This window comes from Bacillus sp. MC1252 (genome assembly GCF_056838025.1).
Genome location: NZ_CM166369.1, coordinates 2,918,359 through 2,933,982 on the forward strand (window position 1 = coordinate 2,918,359; position 15,624 = coordinate 2,933,982).

Consider the following 15,624-nt stretch of genomic DNA (forward strand, 5'->3'; position numbering starts at 1 on the left):
TATGTCAACGCTGTAAATCGCTAATTTCCAAGTAAACGACTACGTTATCATTTTCCGAAAAAAACCGTTCGTCAGCCAAAGCACAGCCTCTAGTCTGAGAAGCGCGCGGAATGAGCCTTTGACTTTGACTTGTCCCCTGCTGATAAGCTGCTGCAAGGACATGTCTCCATCTAATAATTGTAGAATTTCTTTCCTCTCACCATAGAAGATGAGATCCGATAACTCAATTGCAGGCAGTTTCTTCACTTCACCACGTTCATCCACAATCAATGTACAAGAGTCAGTTTCCGCCTCAAATGTAATCTTCAAGGATGATGAGGAGAGCAGCGGCTTTAACAATAATCGCTGCCCAGCGTTTCCATGGGTTTTCACTTTTTCCACATGTATAACCTCCCTGTCATTTGGTTATACATAACATTTCTCTACAAACATCGGCTTGTCCTTTATAAATAGCTCGACAAATTTTCAAATGAATTGCTTGAAATATGACAAAAAACCGCTTTATTTAGCGGTTTCAATCATTTCATGAAGATATGGAACTGAGTGAAAGGCGTAGCCTTTTTGCACAATCTCACCTTTTTTAAACAGTAGAAAGCAAGGTACACTTTCGATTTCAAATGCTTTCGCAAAGCCTGGTGAGTAGTTTAAATTGTTCTCGTAAAATGGAACATCCGGCTGCATGGCATCTACGACTGTCAGCATTTTCTTTGCCAACTGGCATGTTCCGCAAAACGGTGTATATAAGTACAAAAGAAATAAATCGTCCTCTATCTCCTTCAATTCATGCTCTTCAATCTCTTTCATATACGTCCACCCTCATAAATATTTGGAATGAACATCAATGTTTGCAGCTAATAGGATAGATGCAATGTGGGCTGACGGTGAAGCGGCCACTTCTCGGTACGTTCTGTCGACAAACAGATGAAGTGCTTCAGGGAATTCTTTTCGAAATTGCTTCCGCAGTTTGTCGCCAGCATCGTCACTGTCTGCTAATATGTAAACGTCTTTTCCGAATAAATCGTCCACGAGCTGATCCAGCTTCGATGTACTGATCGTACCATTGGTGCAAATGATGGTAACAGGTTCACTAATAACTTCTTTTAGCTTTTGTTTGTCTGATTTACCTTCTACAATGATGACCTTTTCTATCTCGACGTTCATCACGATCACCCGGCCCTTTTGACGTTGATTCACTTCTTCCTTAGATTACAATCTTTCATTCAGGTTGTAAAGATTAGGCACTTGATCATCAAAAAGACTGCAGCTTATGCTCACTGCAGCCTTAACTGTGATTAGCACCAGCCATTTTCATCGTCACAGTCTACATATTGTTCTGCCCCGTGGGTCAATGTATCAGACAGACGATAAAAACGATTTTGATCATAGGAATAACCCGATTTTAACTCATATTGATTTTCACTAATCATCGTGCCAATCTCTTCATTTTGATGATAAAGCACCATGCCGCTTTCTTTGAATCGCCCAGTGACATGCTCTGTTATATCCACCTGTTCTTTTTGAAAAGACAAATTGGACACCCCCCATAAAGGTAGAGTGTCCAATTTCACATGAATTAGTCTTCTTTTGTCATTTCTTCGTATTGCTCAGCTGTCATTAAGTTCTCGATTTCAGACGCATCAGCTGGCTCTACAACAATCATCCATGCTTTTTCGTATGGAGAGTCGTTGACGAACTCTGGGCTGTCATCCAGCTCATCGTTTACTTCAACGATTGTGCCGTTGATCGGTGCGTAAAGTTCAGAAACAGTTTTGACTGATTCTACACTTCCGAAAGGCTCGTCCGCTGTGATTTTGTCTCCTACTTCAGGAAGCTCAACGAACACGATATCGCCTAGCTCAGATTGAGCAAAATGCGTAATACCGATACGCACCTTATCTCCTTCTACTTTGACCCATTCATGTTCTTCTGAATAACGTAAATCTTTTGGTGTGCTCATTCAATACCCCTCCAGTCTTTTCTTTCCTTCTATATTGAAGATACCACAATCTGAATGAAAGTTACATCATTTCCAGACGCTTTTAAATGTATCTTCATTAAATCCAACTGTCACTCGTTTGCCGTCTGTTGTAATTGGACGCTTAATCAGCATTCCGTTAGACGCAAGTAATTCGAGCTGCTCGTCCTCTGACATTGCAGGAAGTTGATCTTTCAGCTGCAGCTCTCGGTATTTCTGTCCGCTTGTATTAAAGAATTTCTTCAGCTCTAAACCGCTCTTTTCGTAAAGTGCTTTTAGGGTTTCTTTATCAGGCGTCTCTTCGACGATATGTATGCTGTTGATGTCTTTATTGTGTTCTTCCAGCCACTTTTTTGCTTTTCGGCATGTACCGCAAGATGGGTATTCGTAAAAATCTAAAGCCACCATTTTCACCTCCTGCAAATTGTGACAACATTTTATCACAAAATATTTTAAAAACCTAAATGTATGCTTACAAAAAGGTGCGGAGTACACTCCACACCTTTCGAACCGTTTTTACACGATATATTTCTCTGCTTCAAAGATTCGTTTCGCCACCTCACGCTTTTTAGCAATGACATTGATCGGCGTGAATCTTGTCAGTTTACGAAGGGCTGACAGACTCATACGGAGTGAATCTCCTTCTTCCATCGCGATCAATGATTCTTTTGCGTGGGCTTCAATCTTTAAAAAGGCTTCCTGCGTGAAAATTTGTGTGTAGGCGAGCTTTTGAGCGTTCTTTTCTGGGCCTGATGCAGCGATGGCTTTTTCTGTACGCAGGATCGCCGATTCAGCAGCAAACAGTTCATTGACGATATCTGCTATGTTCACAAGGATTTCTTGCTCTTTGTCTAATGCTTTCCCATATTTCATCGCTGCCATGCCTGCCACCATCAAGGCGATCTTTTTCGCATGGACGAGCAAATATTTTTCTTGATCGAGCGGCTGATCACCTGGTTCTTCCGGCATCATCATCATCAGCTCTTCCTGCAAGGTTTGCGCTTTTTGAAGAAGAGGAAGCTCCCCTTTCATCGCTTTCTTCAAGAATGTGCCTGGTACAAGTAAACGGTTAATTTCGTTCGTTCCTTCAAAAATACGGTTAATTCGTGAGTCACGATAGGCTCTTTCGACTTCGTATTCTTGCATGAAACCATATCCGCCATGAATCTGCACACCTTCATCCACAATGTAATCGAGTGTTTCAGAGCCAAGCACTTTACAAAGAGAGCATTCAATTGCATATTCTGCAATGGATTGCGCAATTTGTTTCCCGTCCTTTTGCTCTTCTTCACTTAATAGACCCATCCGCTGTTCAAATAGCCCCACTGTGCGGTAAACAGCACTTTCCATGGCATAGAGCTTTGCTGACATGTTAGCTGCTTTTTCACCAATTAAGCTAAATTGAGAAATCGGTGTTTTGAACTGCTTACGCTGGTTCGCATATTCTGCTGATAATTGAATGACCCGTTTTGACGCACCGATTGTGCCGACTGCCAGCTTATAGCGTCCGATATTCAAAATGTTAAAGGCAATGACATGGCCTCTGCCTGCTTCACCAAGTAAATTCTCTTTTGGCACTTCGGCATCTTCTAGAATTAACGTTCTCGTCGATGATCCTTTAATGCCCATCTTTTTCTCTTCAGGCCCAGTTTTGACACCTGGAAAATCCTTTTCTACGATAAAAGCAGAGAAGTGTTCACCGTCAATCTTCGCATACACAACAAAGACATCTGCAAATGCGGAGTTCGTGATCCACTGCTTTTCCCCATTGAGGACATAATGTGTTCCAGCTTCATTCAGGACCGCGGTTGTTTTTGCCCCAAGTGCGTCAGAGCCTGAACCTGGCTCCGTTAGTGCGTACGCCGCAATGGTTTCTCCAGAGGCGAGTCCTGGCAGGTACGTTTCCTTTTGCGTTTGATTTCCGAACAGCACGATCGGCAGAGAACCAATGCCAACATGAGCACCATAGGAAAGTGAGAAGCTACCTGCTCTGGCGAATTTTTCAGTAATGATGGCTGAACTGATTTTATCTAACCCGAGTCCGCCAAATTCCTCAGGAACGTCCGCTCCAAGCAGTCCAAGCTCTCCAGCCTTTTTTAGAAGCCTGACAGAATGCTCGAATTCATGATTTTCAATTTGATCTATATGCGGGACAACATCTTGTAAAATGTAATCCTCTGTTGTTTTCCCGATCATTTGATGTTCATCAGAGAAATCCTCTGGCGTAAAGATATGCTCATAATTCGTCTCATCAATTAAAAAACTGCCACCCTTTTTCACATCTTCCATTGCTTTCATCCTGTTCTCCCCCTTTAGATCAATTCAAAAATGCCCGCTGCTCCCATGCCCCCACCGATGCACATCGTCACAATGCCAAATTGCTCGTTTCGTCGTTTCATTTCATGAATGAGTGACAGCGTTAGTTTCGTTCCTGTACAGCCGAGCGGATGTCCTAGCGCAATTGCCCCGCCATTGACATTCACCTTCTCTTCATCGATCCCTAAATGACGAATGACTTGAATGGCCTGAGACGCAAACGCTTCGTTTAATTCAAACAGCCCAATGTCCTTCAGCTCAAGCCCAGCGATTTTTAGCGCACGCGGAATCGCTTCAACCGGACCAATTCCCATCACCTCAGGCGGTACACCGCCAACAGCAAACGCTCTAAACTTAGCAAGTGGCTGAAGTGAAAGAGAGGATGCTTTCGCGCGATCCATCATCATCACACACGCCGCGCCATCACTTGTTTGTGAGGAGTTTCCTGCGGTCACCGTTCCTTTTGTTGAGAAAGCAGGTCGTAAGGTTGAGAGAATCTCCTCTGTAGTGCCCGCTCTCACACCTTCATCCTGTGAGAACGTAAATGGATGTTCTTCTAATTGATACTGCTCTCCTACCCGTCTTTCTGTCACATCAACGGGAACAATTTCATCTGAAAATTTCCCCTCCTGCAATGCCTTTGCTGCCTTTTGATGGCTTCTCACCGCAAAAGCATCTTGATCTTGCCGTGTGACCTGATACTTTTGCGCCACTTGCTCCGCTGTATGCCCCATACTCATATAGTATTCAGGCGCTTGCTCTGCCAAAAGAGCGTTTGGACGAATGGAGTGACCCATCATTGGGACCTGCGACATCGATTCGACGCCTCCGGCTAAAATGGTTTCTGCCTGCCCCAGCATAATCCGTTCACCAGCGTAAGCGATAGACTGAAGACCAGACGAACAGTAGCGGTTAATGGTGATGGCAGGTACGGTATAAGGCAGCCCAGCTAATGCCCCAATATTCCGGGCCACATTTAACCCTTGCTCTGCTTCTGGCGTCGCACATCCGATAATCAAATCATCGATCTGTCCGTCGTAATCACCGGCACGCTTTAGCGTTTCTTTTACACACAATGCGCCCATATCATCAGGTCTGACATGTTTTAATGATCCTTTTTTGGCTTTCCCTACTGGTGTTCTTGCGCCAGCTACAATCACTGCTTCTCTCATTTTGACTCCCCCCTAGTTACGTAAAGGTTTTCCTTTAACGAGCATGTGCTGCATGCGTGCCTGTGATTTCGCTTCTCCTACAAGACTTAAAAAGGCTTCCCTTTCAAGCTCTAATAAGTATTGTTCATCCACCTCTGTACCAAATGACAATTTGCCGCCAGAAATGACATGGGCTAGTTTTTTCGCAATGGTCATGTCATGGTCTGAAATGTATCCAGACAATCTCATATTTTCAGCAGCCAGCACCATCGCTGCGTATCCTGTTTCCCCCATAACGGGCACCTTTTGCTTAAGCGGCGCACGATAACCCGCTTCATCAAGAGAAAGAACGAGTTGTTTCGCATCATGGATTAAATGATCACCATTCATGCTGATCCGGTCATTCACGCGGAGCATCTTCATATCACGCGCTTCCTCTGCTGATGTAGATACCTTTGCCATCGCAATGGCTTCAAAGGTTTGCAGCGTAGCATCTTGTATCGCAGTTGCAGAAGGCTTCGCTCCTTGCAGATGGCGAATATAGAGTTCTTTGTTTCCGCCTCCGCCTGGTATCAGTCCGACCCCCGCTTCCACAAGTCCCATATACGTTTCACTGGACGCTTGGATAGCGGCTGCCGGAAGACAAAGCTCAGTCCCTCCGCCAAGCGTCATGCCAAACGGTGCAGCAACAACTGGTCGGTCACTATACTTCACCTTCATCATCGCCTGCTGGAACCTGCGAATAACAAAATCAATTTCAAAGAAGTTGTCGTCCTGTGCTTCCATTAAAATTAGGGCAAGATTGGCACCAACACAGAAGTTCTTTCCTTGGTTACCGATGACAAGCCCTTTATAATTCTTTTCCGTTTCATCTACAGCACGATTGATCATATCAATGACATCAAGCCCAATTGCATTGCTTTTCGAATGGAATTCAAGTAAGGCAACATCATCACCGATATCGATCAAGCTCGCACCCGTATTTTTGAAAATGACATCGTGTTTCTTTTTCAATCTAGCTAACGAAATATTTTTGTCGTTCCCTTCTTCCTGTTCATAAGCGCCTTTTTGATAAAATGCACGCTCTCCTTCGGCATTTTCTTGATAGAACGTGTCATGTCCTTCTGAAAGCATATCTTGCACCCACGACGGGATGCTATGCCCTTCTGCTTCCATTCGGTTGACGGCTTTGTTCACACCAATCGCATCCCACAGCTCGAATGGACCATGCTGCCAACCAAATCCCCATTTCATGGCGTTATCGATGGACTGAATATCATCCGCAATGTCGCCTTTTAGATGAGCTGAATAAAGAAGCACAGGTGCTGTCATATTCCAGAGCAATTGCCCAGCACGCCCGTCTTGATAAATAAGCGCTTTCAATTTCGCTTTTGTTCCCTTTTGCTGCTTGGCAATGTCAATGCCCGGGTCCTTCAGCTTCGTCCGTTCTCCGTATGTGAGTGTCACAGGATCAAGCTCTAAAATGGTCTTCCCGTTTTTTTGGTAGAACCCTTGCCCTGCTTTACTGCCAATCCACCCTTTTTCGAGCATTCTTTCAATAAACTCAGGCAGCTGGAAAATATCCTTCTCCTTTCCTTCTACCTGTTCATACACATTGCGGGCTACATGAGAAAATGTGTCGAGTCCGACCACATCAAGTGTACGGAAGGTTGCACTTTTCGGTCTGCCTATGAGTGGCCCTGTGACAGAATCCACTTCTCCGATTGTATATTTGTTCTCAAGCATTTCTCGCACTGTGACAAGAAGTCCATAAGTCCCAATGCGGTTGGCAATAAAGTTCGGCGTATCTTTCGCTTCGACAACGCCCTTGCCGAGTACATCCTCACCAAATGTTTTCATATATGAAAGTACTTCTGGATCTGTTTCTTGAATAGGAATGATTTCTAAGAGCTTTAAATAACGGGCTGGGTTAAAAAAATGAGTGCCTAAGAAGTGGCGTTTAAAATCATCTGATCGGCCTTCTGTCATTTTTTCAACAGAAATACCGGATGTATTACTTGATACGATGCTGCCTTCTTTGCGGTGTTCGTCGATGAGAGAGAATACGTGTTGTTTAATGCTGAGCTTTTCAGTGACGACTTCGATGATCCAGTCAGCGTCATGTAATAAGGAAAGGTGATCTGTGAGATTTCCTGGTGTGATGTATGATAGGTTTTTCGCTGAAGTAAGAGGTGCTGGCTTTTGCTTTAACAATTTTTTCATCGCTTCTTGACTTAATCTATTTCGAACACTAGGGTGATCAAGCGTTCGCTTTTTTGCCGTTTCTTCCTTTGTCAGTTCATTTGGCACAATATCTAGCAATGTTACTGGTATCCCGATATTGGCTAGATGTGCAGCAATGCCTGAGCCCATGACACCTGAACCAATGACAGCCGCCTTGCGAATATGTTTGCACATAAATATCCCCCTAAACATTTTGAATGAACAGTCATTCATTTTTTGTCCAAAAAAAAGCAATACCTCTTTCTTTATCTTAAAAGATTTTCCGAAACAGTTCAATAGCAGATTTCAAAAATTTACACATTCTCATGTGCCTGACTTTACAGCGTATGAATTAAAGACGAGAGGGAATTGTAAGAATGGAGGTGATGTCCACATGTCTCGTTTGAAGAAAAACCCATCGAAAGCAGGCGTAAGTGCTGCAAGTGTAAAAGGAAACGCAGGTCCATCACAGGAAGCAGACCTAGGCGGAAAAAAGACCAGTCAAAATCAGCAATATAAAAAGAATCAGTAAAGAAACAAAATCGTAAGGAGGAACACATCTTGAACAATCAGCAAATGAATATGCCCCCACAGGTCATTTCAGTAAAGGATTCTTTGTACTTAGAGGATATGCTGAACTGGAATTTGATTGCCATGAAAAAAGCTCATTTTATGGCCGAGCATTGTCAGGACCAAACATTGAAACAAGAATTAAATCAAGTTGGCCAAATGCACCATCAGCATTACACACAAATTCTTCAGCATTTAGGCAGCTCAGGGCAAGGCCAGTCTACTGGCTTTATGCAATAGGAGGAAAATAACATGGAACAGCAAAACCAACAAAAAATCGGGAATCCACAAACCCCGGTTCCCACGACAACAAACATGAATGATCGTGATTTTGTCACGGATCTCTTGTCGACTGAAAAATATATGACAAGCGGATACAACACAGCACTCAATGAATTCAGTCATGAATCTCTTTACCAAGATATTCAGCGAATTGCGCTCGAAACACAGAAAACACAAAGACATTTATATGATGTCATGTTCAGATATGGCTGGTATTCTGTTGAAGCGGCTGACCAGCAAAAGCTACAGCAGGCACACCAGAAATTCCAGCAAACACTGACAGATCAATCTCCATACGGATCATCACAGATGTCATAAAGAGAAAAACTGTCAGTATGATGCTGGCAGTTTTTTAGCGGTCTTTTTTGGCTCGATGAGCTTCATTCAGTTGTTTGATCCGCTGAATGGTTTCTTTGATCTCTTCTTTTGCCTCTGGATACGTTTCGTTAAAATGCTTGGCTAAAGGCGGCATGTTTTTGGCAATATGCGAGTAGATCACCCACTGTTTCACATCTTTTTTCAGTGCTTCGGTCGTTTCACCAAGCAGCAGTTCTGTATATTTATCAAGCAAGCCTTCAAGCTTTTCGTCTAATTCATTTCCCATTCATTTTCCGCTCCCTTTTTCAGAAAAAAGCCTGACTCTGTGAGTGACAGATGTCAGGCTTTTGACATACGATTATCTTGCAGCAAGAAATGTCTCGGCTTGCGCTTGTTGCACAATACAGCGTCCTCTGCCATGCGGAATACATAATGGTGTTCCGAATAAAGGATCTGTTGTCACTTGGCAATTCATATCAAAGACATTTTTCACGAGATCACAATTAATGACGGTTTCCGGTCTACCTTCTGCATAAATCGTCTTGTCTTTAATCGCTACAAGATGATGAGCATATCTGCATGCGAGATTGAGGTCATGAAGAACCATCACAATCGTGCGCTGCTCTTTTTCATTTAAGTCAAAAAGAAGGTCAAGGATTTCAATTTGATGCGTCATGTCTAAATACGTCGTTGGTTCATCTAACAAGATAATATCCGTCTCCTGCGCTAACGTCATCGCAATCCATGCACGCTGCCTTTGTCCACCTGATAATGAATCAACCGTTCGATCAGCGAGGTCTTCCATCTTTGTTGACTTCAGTGCGCGATTCACCGCTTCTTCGTCTTGCTTCGACCACTGCTTCAGCCAATTTTGATAAGGATATCTCCCTTGCTTCACTAGCTGATGCACGGTTAATCCTTCTGGCGCTTCTGGCCCTTGTGGAAGAATGGCGAGCTGTTTCGCTACTTCCTTTGTTGGTAATTTTGCAATGGAATGACCTTCAAGCAGGACAGAACCGCCCATTGGCTTCATGAGACGGGCCAAAGAGCGAAGTAGCGTGGATTTACCGCATCCATTGCTGCCAATAAATACTGTGATTTCACCCTTAGGGATTGATACATTTAGTTCATCTATGATCATTGTTTCTCCGTAGCCTAAGCTTAAACCTTCAGTAGAAATGGCACTCATTCCGCTCAAACGCTCCTTTTCTCATGCAAATTTTTTATATTGAATATCGTCTATGTATAGACGGAAAAGATCACTTATCTCAATTTAGTGTATCAGATTTAAGTGATCTTGAAAATCATTTTCAATTAAAAAATGAGAAAGTCTCGTTTACTTCTTCTTTTGGAATGTACGTTTTGTCCCATCTTCGAGCTTTATATCGACCTGAATCCGCTGATAATCGTCATCTAAATTAAAAGCAGCTAATAGTTCATTTACATACGCTTCATTCATCTTTGCGCTAGGAATAGACATATCATTTAGCTTCATCTTCATCTCTCGCAAAGCTTCTTCTCCTTCATAGCGGACACCATTCATATGGTCTCGAATGAGCGCTTCTTCTTTGCCGCTCGCCTGACGGTAGGTGGCTTCGTATAATTCACTTTTATGTCCATATTGTACATGCAGGTGCAGATGCTGAAATGGCAGTTCCTTCATTTGAACAGCTGACAAACTCTCTGCTTCTGCTTCATTTGTATGCTGTAACGGTTCGATTGATTGACAGCCGGACAGCATAAAGAGCAGCACTCCTATTAGTCCCACCTTCTTCCAACACACCATGTGTTTCCTCCTATTTCACATCATCGTTTTTTATTCTTCTCCAAGCTTCTTTTCGTTATTCAACTAAACAGTGTGTTATGGTAAATGAAAACAAAAAATATACGTCAAAAGGAGAACCGGATGATGAAAAAAACAGCCATTGTGACTGGTGCCAATAGCGGCTTTGGAAAACTTATCACGATGCGCCTCGCTAAGCAAGGCTATACAGTGATTGCTGGTGTCAGGCAGGACGCCAATGCCAAAAAGCTCGCCGAAGAAATGAAGCAAGCCTCTTTATCCGAATCTATACATATTGAAGCATTAGATGTGGCTGACACGCAGTCGATTCAAGCATTTAAGAAAAAACTGGATGCCTATGCACCCATTACCCTGCTCGTGAACAATGCAGGGACCGCCTATGCTGGCTTTGCTGAAGAGGTACCTATTGACACGTACCGCCAGCAGTTCGAGGTGAATGTCTTTGGTGTGATGGAAATGACACAAGCGGTTCTTCCGTTTATGACAAGCGGTGCAAAGATATTCAATATGAGCAGCATCAGCGGATTAATGGGAATGCCCGCACTTTCTCCATATGTATCCTCCAAGTTTGCTTTGGAGGGCTATACAGAGAGCTTGCGCATTGAACTGGCCTCGTTCGGTATACAGGCGGCCTTGATCGAGCCGGGCTCTTTCCAAACAAATATTTGGAACACCTCCATGAACGAACAGATGATTCAGCCAGCGGAAGATTCTAAATACACAAGCATCTATCAAAAGATGATGGGTTATATCGATGCCCAGAAATCAAACTACGGAGATCCTCGTGAAGTCGCGGAGCTCGTTGTCACACTTGCAGAAAAGAAACAGCTGAAACAGCTAAGATATCTTGTTGGGAAAGGCGTTAGACTTTCATTTACAGCAAAGCAGCTCTTGCCTTGGAACTTGTGGGAAAAAATCATCTTACGTACACTCTCATCAAAAAAATAAGCACAAAAAAACAGGTGGGCCTTTCATCCACCTGTTTTCATTTATTCAGTTTCAGACTGCCCAAGGGTAATATCTAGATTTTTATTCTTCCCTTCACGAATGACGGTCATTGTGGTTTTATCGCCAATCTTTGTTTCTTTGTAAAGAATTTCTTTCAGCTGAGAGCTGTTCGCCACGTCTTTTCCTTTAAACTTGATGATCACATCTCCAGATTTCAAGCCTGCCTTTTGTGCAGGAGATCCTTTTGATATATCTTTTACGTAAATGCCTTTGCCGATTTGTTTATCAAATAATCCGAGCGTATTTTCCTGATATGTTTCAGGCACTTGCTCAAGGTCAATCATTTGTACGCCAAGATAAGGACGTTCGACTTTTCCATTTTTCAACAACTCATCTACAATCGGTTTCACATCGTTACTTGGGATTGCGAAGCCGAGTGATTCCACACCGCTTTCGCTAATTTTCAAGCTGTTGATACCAATGACTTGACCATTGGTATTGATCAGTGGACCTCCACTGTTCCCTGGGTTGATCGCTGCATCTGTTTGCAGCACATTCATCTCAACAGTACCAGATGATGTATTCGCTTCAACGGTACGGTCAACACCACTAATAATCCCTTCTGTCACAGTACCTGAGAACTGCGCACCGAGCGGATTTCCAATGGCGATTACTTTGTCTCCAGCACGAAGCTTAGAAGAATCACCAAAGCTTGCCACTTTATCAATACCGTCAGCGTTAATCTCGACAACGGCTAAATCAGTCATGACGTCACTGCCGACTAGCTTCGCTTCTTTTGTTTTCCCATCATAAAGCGTGACCTTTAATTTATTGGCACCCTCGACTACGTGGTTATTTGTAATAATGTACGCCTTCTTGCCATCCTTTTTAAAGATGACACCGGAACCCGTTCCAGCTTCTGCTTCTGTTGAATCACCGCTAAGACCGAACGAATTTTGTGTAGATTGATAGTTTGAAACCCCTACAATGGTCGGCTCTAAATCTTCTACCATATCAGCTACATTCGTGGCATTGGTGATTTGTTTTGTTGAGAAATTATCAGAGGTTGCCGGTTCACTTGACGCTGTTTGGGTTTGAGTGTTTGCGGCTGTATCCTGTGACTGCGGCAAAAGCGGCGTAATGCCAAGCACAAGACCTCCGCCAATAATCCCCCCAAGAATCGGGCTCAGCCATGCAGCCTTCCGTTTTTTCTCTTTTTTAGAAGCACGGTCATCCATCATTTGAGGAGATCTGTTTGTCACATTCTCCTGAGATGCAGATGTTTCGTTTTCATGTTGGTGAAAAACGAGTTCTTTCTCTTTTTGTGGTTCGTCTATTTGTTTTTCATTCTCTTGATGTGTTTCTTCTTGATGTGCGTCTTCTTGATGATTCATCTTTTTCTCTTCATCTTCTTTTCGGAAATCCATCGCTTGCACTCCTTTGCATCATTTTCATGACATGCTTCATTCATATGTGTAGATAGGACTCATGTCCTCTTAATGGCAAGATCATTGAAAATACTTTATGGCAATATGTCAAATTATATAATACTTATTCATAGAAAAAAAGCAAGGTGCGCACATTGGTGAAAAGCACCTATTCTTCAGCCTTTTGTCTATGCCCTTTTTTCCCTTGAGCTTATCATAATCAAACATTATGGGATAATGATGAGAAGAATATGTGAAATTGTGAAAAAAGCGTGTGATTGTTGACATGCCGCCTTTGTATCCCGTTATAATGACGTTGAGAGGATGTGGAAGACTTTGTCGTACACCATTTATTTAGTGGAAGATGAACAAAACTTAAATGAACTTTTAACCAAATATTTAGAAAGTGAAAATTGGAATGTCTCCTCTTTTTTAACCGGAGAAGCGGCACGTGAGGCAATGAACAAGCCGCCGCATCTATGGATCTTAGATATCATGCTGCCTGATACGGACGGCTACACACTCATTAAAGAAATCAAAGCTGCATCACCTGACGTACCGGTCATTTTCATTTCAGCTCGTGATGCAGATATTGATCGTGTCCTCGGCTTAGAGCTAGGGAGCAGTGATTACATTGCGAAACCATTTCTTCCGCGGGAGCTGATTATCCGGGTGCAAAAGCTGCTGGAGCTTGTGTATAAAAACAGTGGTGCCCCGCAGCAGCAAAGTATCACACCCGTTTCCTCCTATGTCATTCATGAGGATGTAAGAGAGGTGTATGAAGGAGATCAGCTCATTAACTTAACTTCTAAGGAATTTGACTTGCTGCTCTTATTTACACATCATCAAGGACATGCTTTTTCCAGAGAAGATATACTCGTCAAGATTTGGGGACACGATTACTTCGGGACAGATCGTGTTGTCGATGACCTTGTCAGACGGCTGCGCAAAAAAATGCCTGATTTAAAAGTCGAGACCATCTATGGATTTGGCTATAGGATGCTAAAGGGATGAAGAACAAACCACTCGCTTTTCAAATTTGGGTCGTGATCTCCGGCATTTTGCTGACGATTTCGATTGTCCTGATCATTTTATTTTCAAACACATTACGCAACTTCTTCACGAATGAAATTTATAAAAATATCGAAAATGAGCAGCAAGTGCTAACAGAATACCCGTTGAACCGAGACGGCTCGCCAAAGTCGACACCAGAAAATCGCTCGGTTCAGCACATTCTGATCCCGTCTGATGAATTAAACCAAATGGCACAGTTTTTCCCGCATGCGTTTATTGAGAAGGTCCAATCCTTTGTGAAAAAACAAAAAAGCGCAACAAAACGCTATTCTGAAGAGGTCAATGGCCAGCATATCTTTTTTGTGATCAAAAAGGTATCAACAGGCAATACACAATATATTCTCCTGTCCTATGCACCAGACTCTTATCGAGACGACTTGTCCTTTACGCTGTTTAAACAGCTGATATTGATCTTAGGCACCGTTATTTTACTGAGCTGGATTCCATCTATTTGGCTTGCCCGCTACTTATCGCGTCCGATCGTTGCGTTTGAAAAGCACGTGAAGCGGATTGCACAAGAGGACTGGGACGACCCTGTGATCGTTGACCGGCAAGATGAGATCGGCAAGCTCGGTCACACCATTGAAGAAATGAGACAAAAACTCATTCAAAAGGATGAAACGGAACGAACACTTTTGCAAAATATATCACATGACTTAAAGACACCTGTCATGGTCATCCGCGGCTATACGCAGTCCATTAAAGATGGTATTTTTCCTAAGGGAGATCTTGAACAAACGGTGGAAGTCATTGAAGGTGAAGCAGAAAAGCTTGAGAAGAAAATCAAGGATTTGCTGTACTTAACAAAGCTTGATTATTTATCAAATCAACACCCCGCACATTCTTCCTTCCTCGTGAGTAATACGATGCTGGAAGTGGTCGACCGAATACGCTGGTCGAAAAATGAATTGCAGTGGAACGTGGACTTAGATGATGAGGCTACACTTGAAGGCGATCCAGAACAATGGAGCAAATTATTTGAAAATGTACTAGAAAACCAACTTCGCTACGCGAAAAGTAAAATTGATATTCATATGAAGCAGGAAGAGGATCAAATCCGCATTGTTATTCGGAATGACGGTCCTCCAATTGAAGAACATATGCTATCCAACCTATACGAACCTTTTAGTAAGGGAAAAAAGGGCGAATTCGGTATTGGGTTAAGCATTGTCAAACGAATCCTTTCAATGCATCAAGCGTCCATATCTATTGAAAATGATGATCTAGGTGTACGTTATACGATCACTGTTCCAAAGAAGAGACTGTAGGTTTTAGACCGCAGTCTTTTTTAGATGAATGAATACCCATTGAAATCACGGTATGTGGCTTTAATCTTCTTACCAGCTTGATACATCCATTTCTTTTCAATTGTGGTTTCTTTCGGCATTTTGACTTTTTCTACTTGAATCCCTTTTGTTCGCAAGCGTCTAATCATATCATCGATTTCTCTCATGGAACATCATCCTTTCACATATTTTGACCAGTTGGTCACCTTACTTTATAATATAAAGAATTACACTGTAAAAAACAAGTTAC

At 42.8% G+C, this 15,624-nt stretch carries 20 protein-coding genes; 6 read left to right on the forward strand and 14 right to left on the reverse strand.

Features of this window, described 5'->3' with window-relative positions; translation table 11 throughout:
• Positions 1-39 precede the first annotated feature (39 nt).
• The 9 genes from ACYH0L_RS15115 to ACYH0L_RS15155 all read right to left on the reverse strand — a co-directional run bounded on the left by ACYH0L_RS15115 (position 40) and on the right by ACYH0L_RS15155 (position 7,860).
• The gene (locus ACYH0L_RS15115) at positions 40-381 is read right to left on the reverse strand and encodes an SCP2 sterol-binding domain-containing protein (RefSeq protein WP_099727006.1); all 342 of its coding nucleotides are present in this window, start codon (positions 379-381) and stop codon (positions 40-42) included.
• Between the two features lie 120 nt (positions 382-501).
• Entirely contained in the window at positions 502-804 is a 303-nt protein-coding gene (locus ACYH0L_RS15120; protein ID WP_099727005.1) for a thioredoxin family protein, read from the reverse strand.
• Between the two features lie 12 nt (positions 805-816).
• A complete protein-coding gene (locus ACYH0L_RS15125) occupies positions 817-1,161 on the reverse strand; it encodes a toprim domain-containing protein (RefSeq protein WP_008347035.1) in 345 nt (114 codons plus the stop codon).
• Between the two features lie 131 nt (positions 1,162-1,292).
• Positions 1,293-1,529, reverse strand: coding sequence for a YusG family protein (locus tag ACYH0L_RS15130; protein WP_327925416.1), 237 nt, complete (start codon positions 1,527-1,529; stop codon positions 1,293-1,295).
• Positions 1,530-1,573: 44 nt separating this feature from the next.
• Positions 1,574-1,957: a glycine cleavage system protein GcvH gene (gcvH, locus tag ACYH0L_RS15135; protein WP_008347039.1), complete on the reverse strand. Its 384-nt coding sequence runs from the start codon at positions 1,955-1,957 to the stop codon at positions 1,574-1,576.
• Positions 1,958-2,023: 66 nt separating this feature from the next.
• The gene (locus ACYH0L_RS15140) at positions 2,024-2,380 is read right to left on the reverse strand and encodes an arsenate reductase family protein (protein WP_034317446.1); all 357 of its coding nucleotides are present in this window, start codon (positions 2,378-2,380) and stop codon (positions 2,024-2,026) included.
• A 111-nt stretch (positions 2,381-2,491) separates the two neighbouring features.
• A complete protein-coding gene (locus ACYH0L_RS15145) occupies positions 2,492-4,273 on the reverse strand; it encodes an acyl-CoA dehydrogenase family protein (protein ID WP_099727004.1) in 1,782 nt (593 codons plus the stop codon).
• A gap of 14 nt (positions 4,274-4,287) precedes the next feature.
• Complete coding sequence (locus ACYH0L_RS15150; RefSeq protein ID WP_099727003.1) at positions 4,288-5,463, reverse strand: acetyl-CoA C-acetyltransferase; 1,176 nt, start codon at positions 5,461-5,463, stop codon at positions 4,288-4,290.
• A gap of 12 nt (positions 5,464-5,475) precedes the next feature.
• On the reverse strand, positions 5,476-7,860 hold the full coding sequence (locus ACYH0L_RS15155) for a 3-hydroxyacyl-CoA dehydrogenase/enoyl-CoA hydratase family protein (RefSeq protein WP_482354140.1): 2,385 nt from the start codon (positions 7,858-7,860) through the stop codon (positions 5,476-5,478).
• Between the two features lie 199 nt (positions 7,861-8,059).
• On the opposite strand from ACYH0L_RS15155, the gene ACYH0L_RS15160 reads away from it, so the two are divergent.
• The 3 genes from ACYH0L_RS15160 to ACYH0L_RS15170 are packed head-to-tail and all read left to right on the forward strand — an operon-like array spanning position 8,060 to position 8,835.
• A complete protein-coding gene (locus tag ACYH0L_RS15160) occupies positions 8,060-8,197 on the forward strand; it encodes a YuzL family protein (protein ID WP_003212904.1) in 138 nt (45 codons plus the stop codon).
• A gap of 26 nt (positions 8,198-8,223) precedes the next feature.
• Positions 8,224-8,475 (forward strand): hypothetical protein, encoded by a 252-nt coding sequence (locus ACYH0L_RS15165; protein ID WP_223249598.1) that lies wholly within the window; start codon positions 8,224-8,226, stop codon positions 8,473-8,475.
• Positions 8,476-8,487: 12 nt separating this feature from the next.
• Complete coding sequence (locus tag ACYH0L_RS15170) at positions 8,488-8,835, forward strand: spore coat protein (RefSeq protein ID WP_024423410.1); 348 nt, start codon at positions 8,488-8,490, stop codon at positions 8,833-8,835.
• Positions 8,836-8,869: 34 nt separating this feature from the next.
• Here the strand turns inward: ACYH0L_RS15170 and ACYH0L_RS15175 are convergent, their stop codons facing one another.
• From ACYH0L_RS15175 to ACYH0L_RS15185, 3 genes are all read right to left on the reverse strand, one after another.
• Positions 8,870-9,121, reverse strand: a complete 252-nt coding sequence (locus tag ACYH0L_RS15175; RefSeq protein WP_099727001.1) for a YusU family protein — start codon at positions 9,119-9,121, stop codon at positions 8,870-8,872.
• A gap of 72 nt (positions 9,122-9,193) precedes the next feature.
• Positions 9,194-10,024, reverse strand: a complete 831-nt coding sequence (locus ACYH0L_RS15180) for an ABC transporter ATP-binding protein (RefSeq protein WP_003213584.1) — start codon at positions 10,022-10,024, stop codon at positions 9,194-9,196.
• A gap of 147 nt (positions 10,025-10,171) precedes the next feature.
• Positions 10,172-10,621, reverse strand: coding sequence for a YusW family protein (locus ACYH0L_RS15185; RefSeq protein ID WP_482354142.1), 450 nt, complete (start codon positions 10,619-10,621; stop codon positions 10,172-10,174).
• 120 nt (positions 10,622-10,741) lie between these two features.
• Between ACYH0L_RS15185 and ACYH0L_RS15190 the strand changes: the two genes are divergently transcribed.
• Positions 10,742-11,587: an SDR family oxidoreductase gene (locus ACYH0L_RS15190; protein ID WP_482354143.1), complete on the forward strand. Its 846-nt coding sequence runs from the start codon at positions 10,742-10,744 to the stop codon at positions 11,585-11,587.
• Positions 11,588-11,628: 41 nt separating this feature from the next.
• Here the strand turns inward: ACYH0L_RS15190 and ACYH0L_RS15195 are convergent, their stop codons facing one another.
• A complete protein-coding gene (locus ACYH0L_RS15195; protein ID WP_249704897.1) occupies positions 11,629-13,014 on the reverse strand; it encodes a S1C family serine protease in 1,386 nt (461 codons plus the stop codon).
• A 336-nt stretch (positions 13,015-13,350) separates the two neighbouring features.
• Here ACYH0L_RS15195 and ACYH0L_RS15200 point away from each other — a divergent pair, with 336 nt between their 5' ends.
• Positions 13,351-14,028 (forward strand): response regulator transcription factor, encoded by a 678-nt coding sequence (locus ACYH0L_RS15200; RefSeq protein WP_230030760.1) that lies wholly within the window; start codon positions 13,351-13,353, stop codon positions 14,026-14,028.
• Positions 14,025-15,356, forward strand: a complete 1,332-nt coding sequence (locus ACYH0L_RS15205) for a HAMP domain-containing sensor histidine kinase (protein ID WP_099726995.1) — start codon at positions 14,025-14,027, stop codon at positions 15,354-15,356. The genes ACYH0L_RS15200 and ACYH0L_RS15205 overlap by 4 nt, the downstream gene beginning before the upstream one ends.
• A gap of 20 nt (positions 15,357-15,376) precedes the next feature.
• Here ACYH0L_RS15205 and spxO read toward each other — a convergent pair whose 3' ends face one another.
• Positions 15,377-15,541, reverse strand: a complete 165-nt coding sequence (gene spxO, locus ACYH0L_RS15210) for an anti-adapter protein SpxO (RefSeq protein WP_003212782.1) — start codon at positions 15,539-15,541, stop codon at positions 15,377-15,379.
• Between the last annotated feature and the right edge of the window lie 83 nt (positions 15,542-15,624).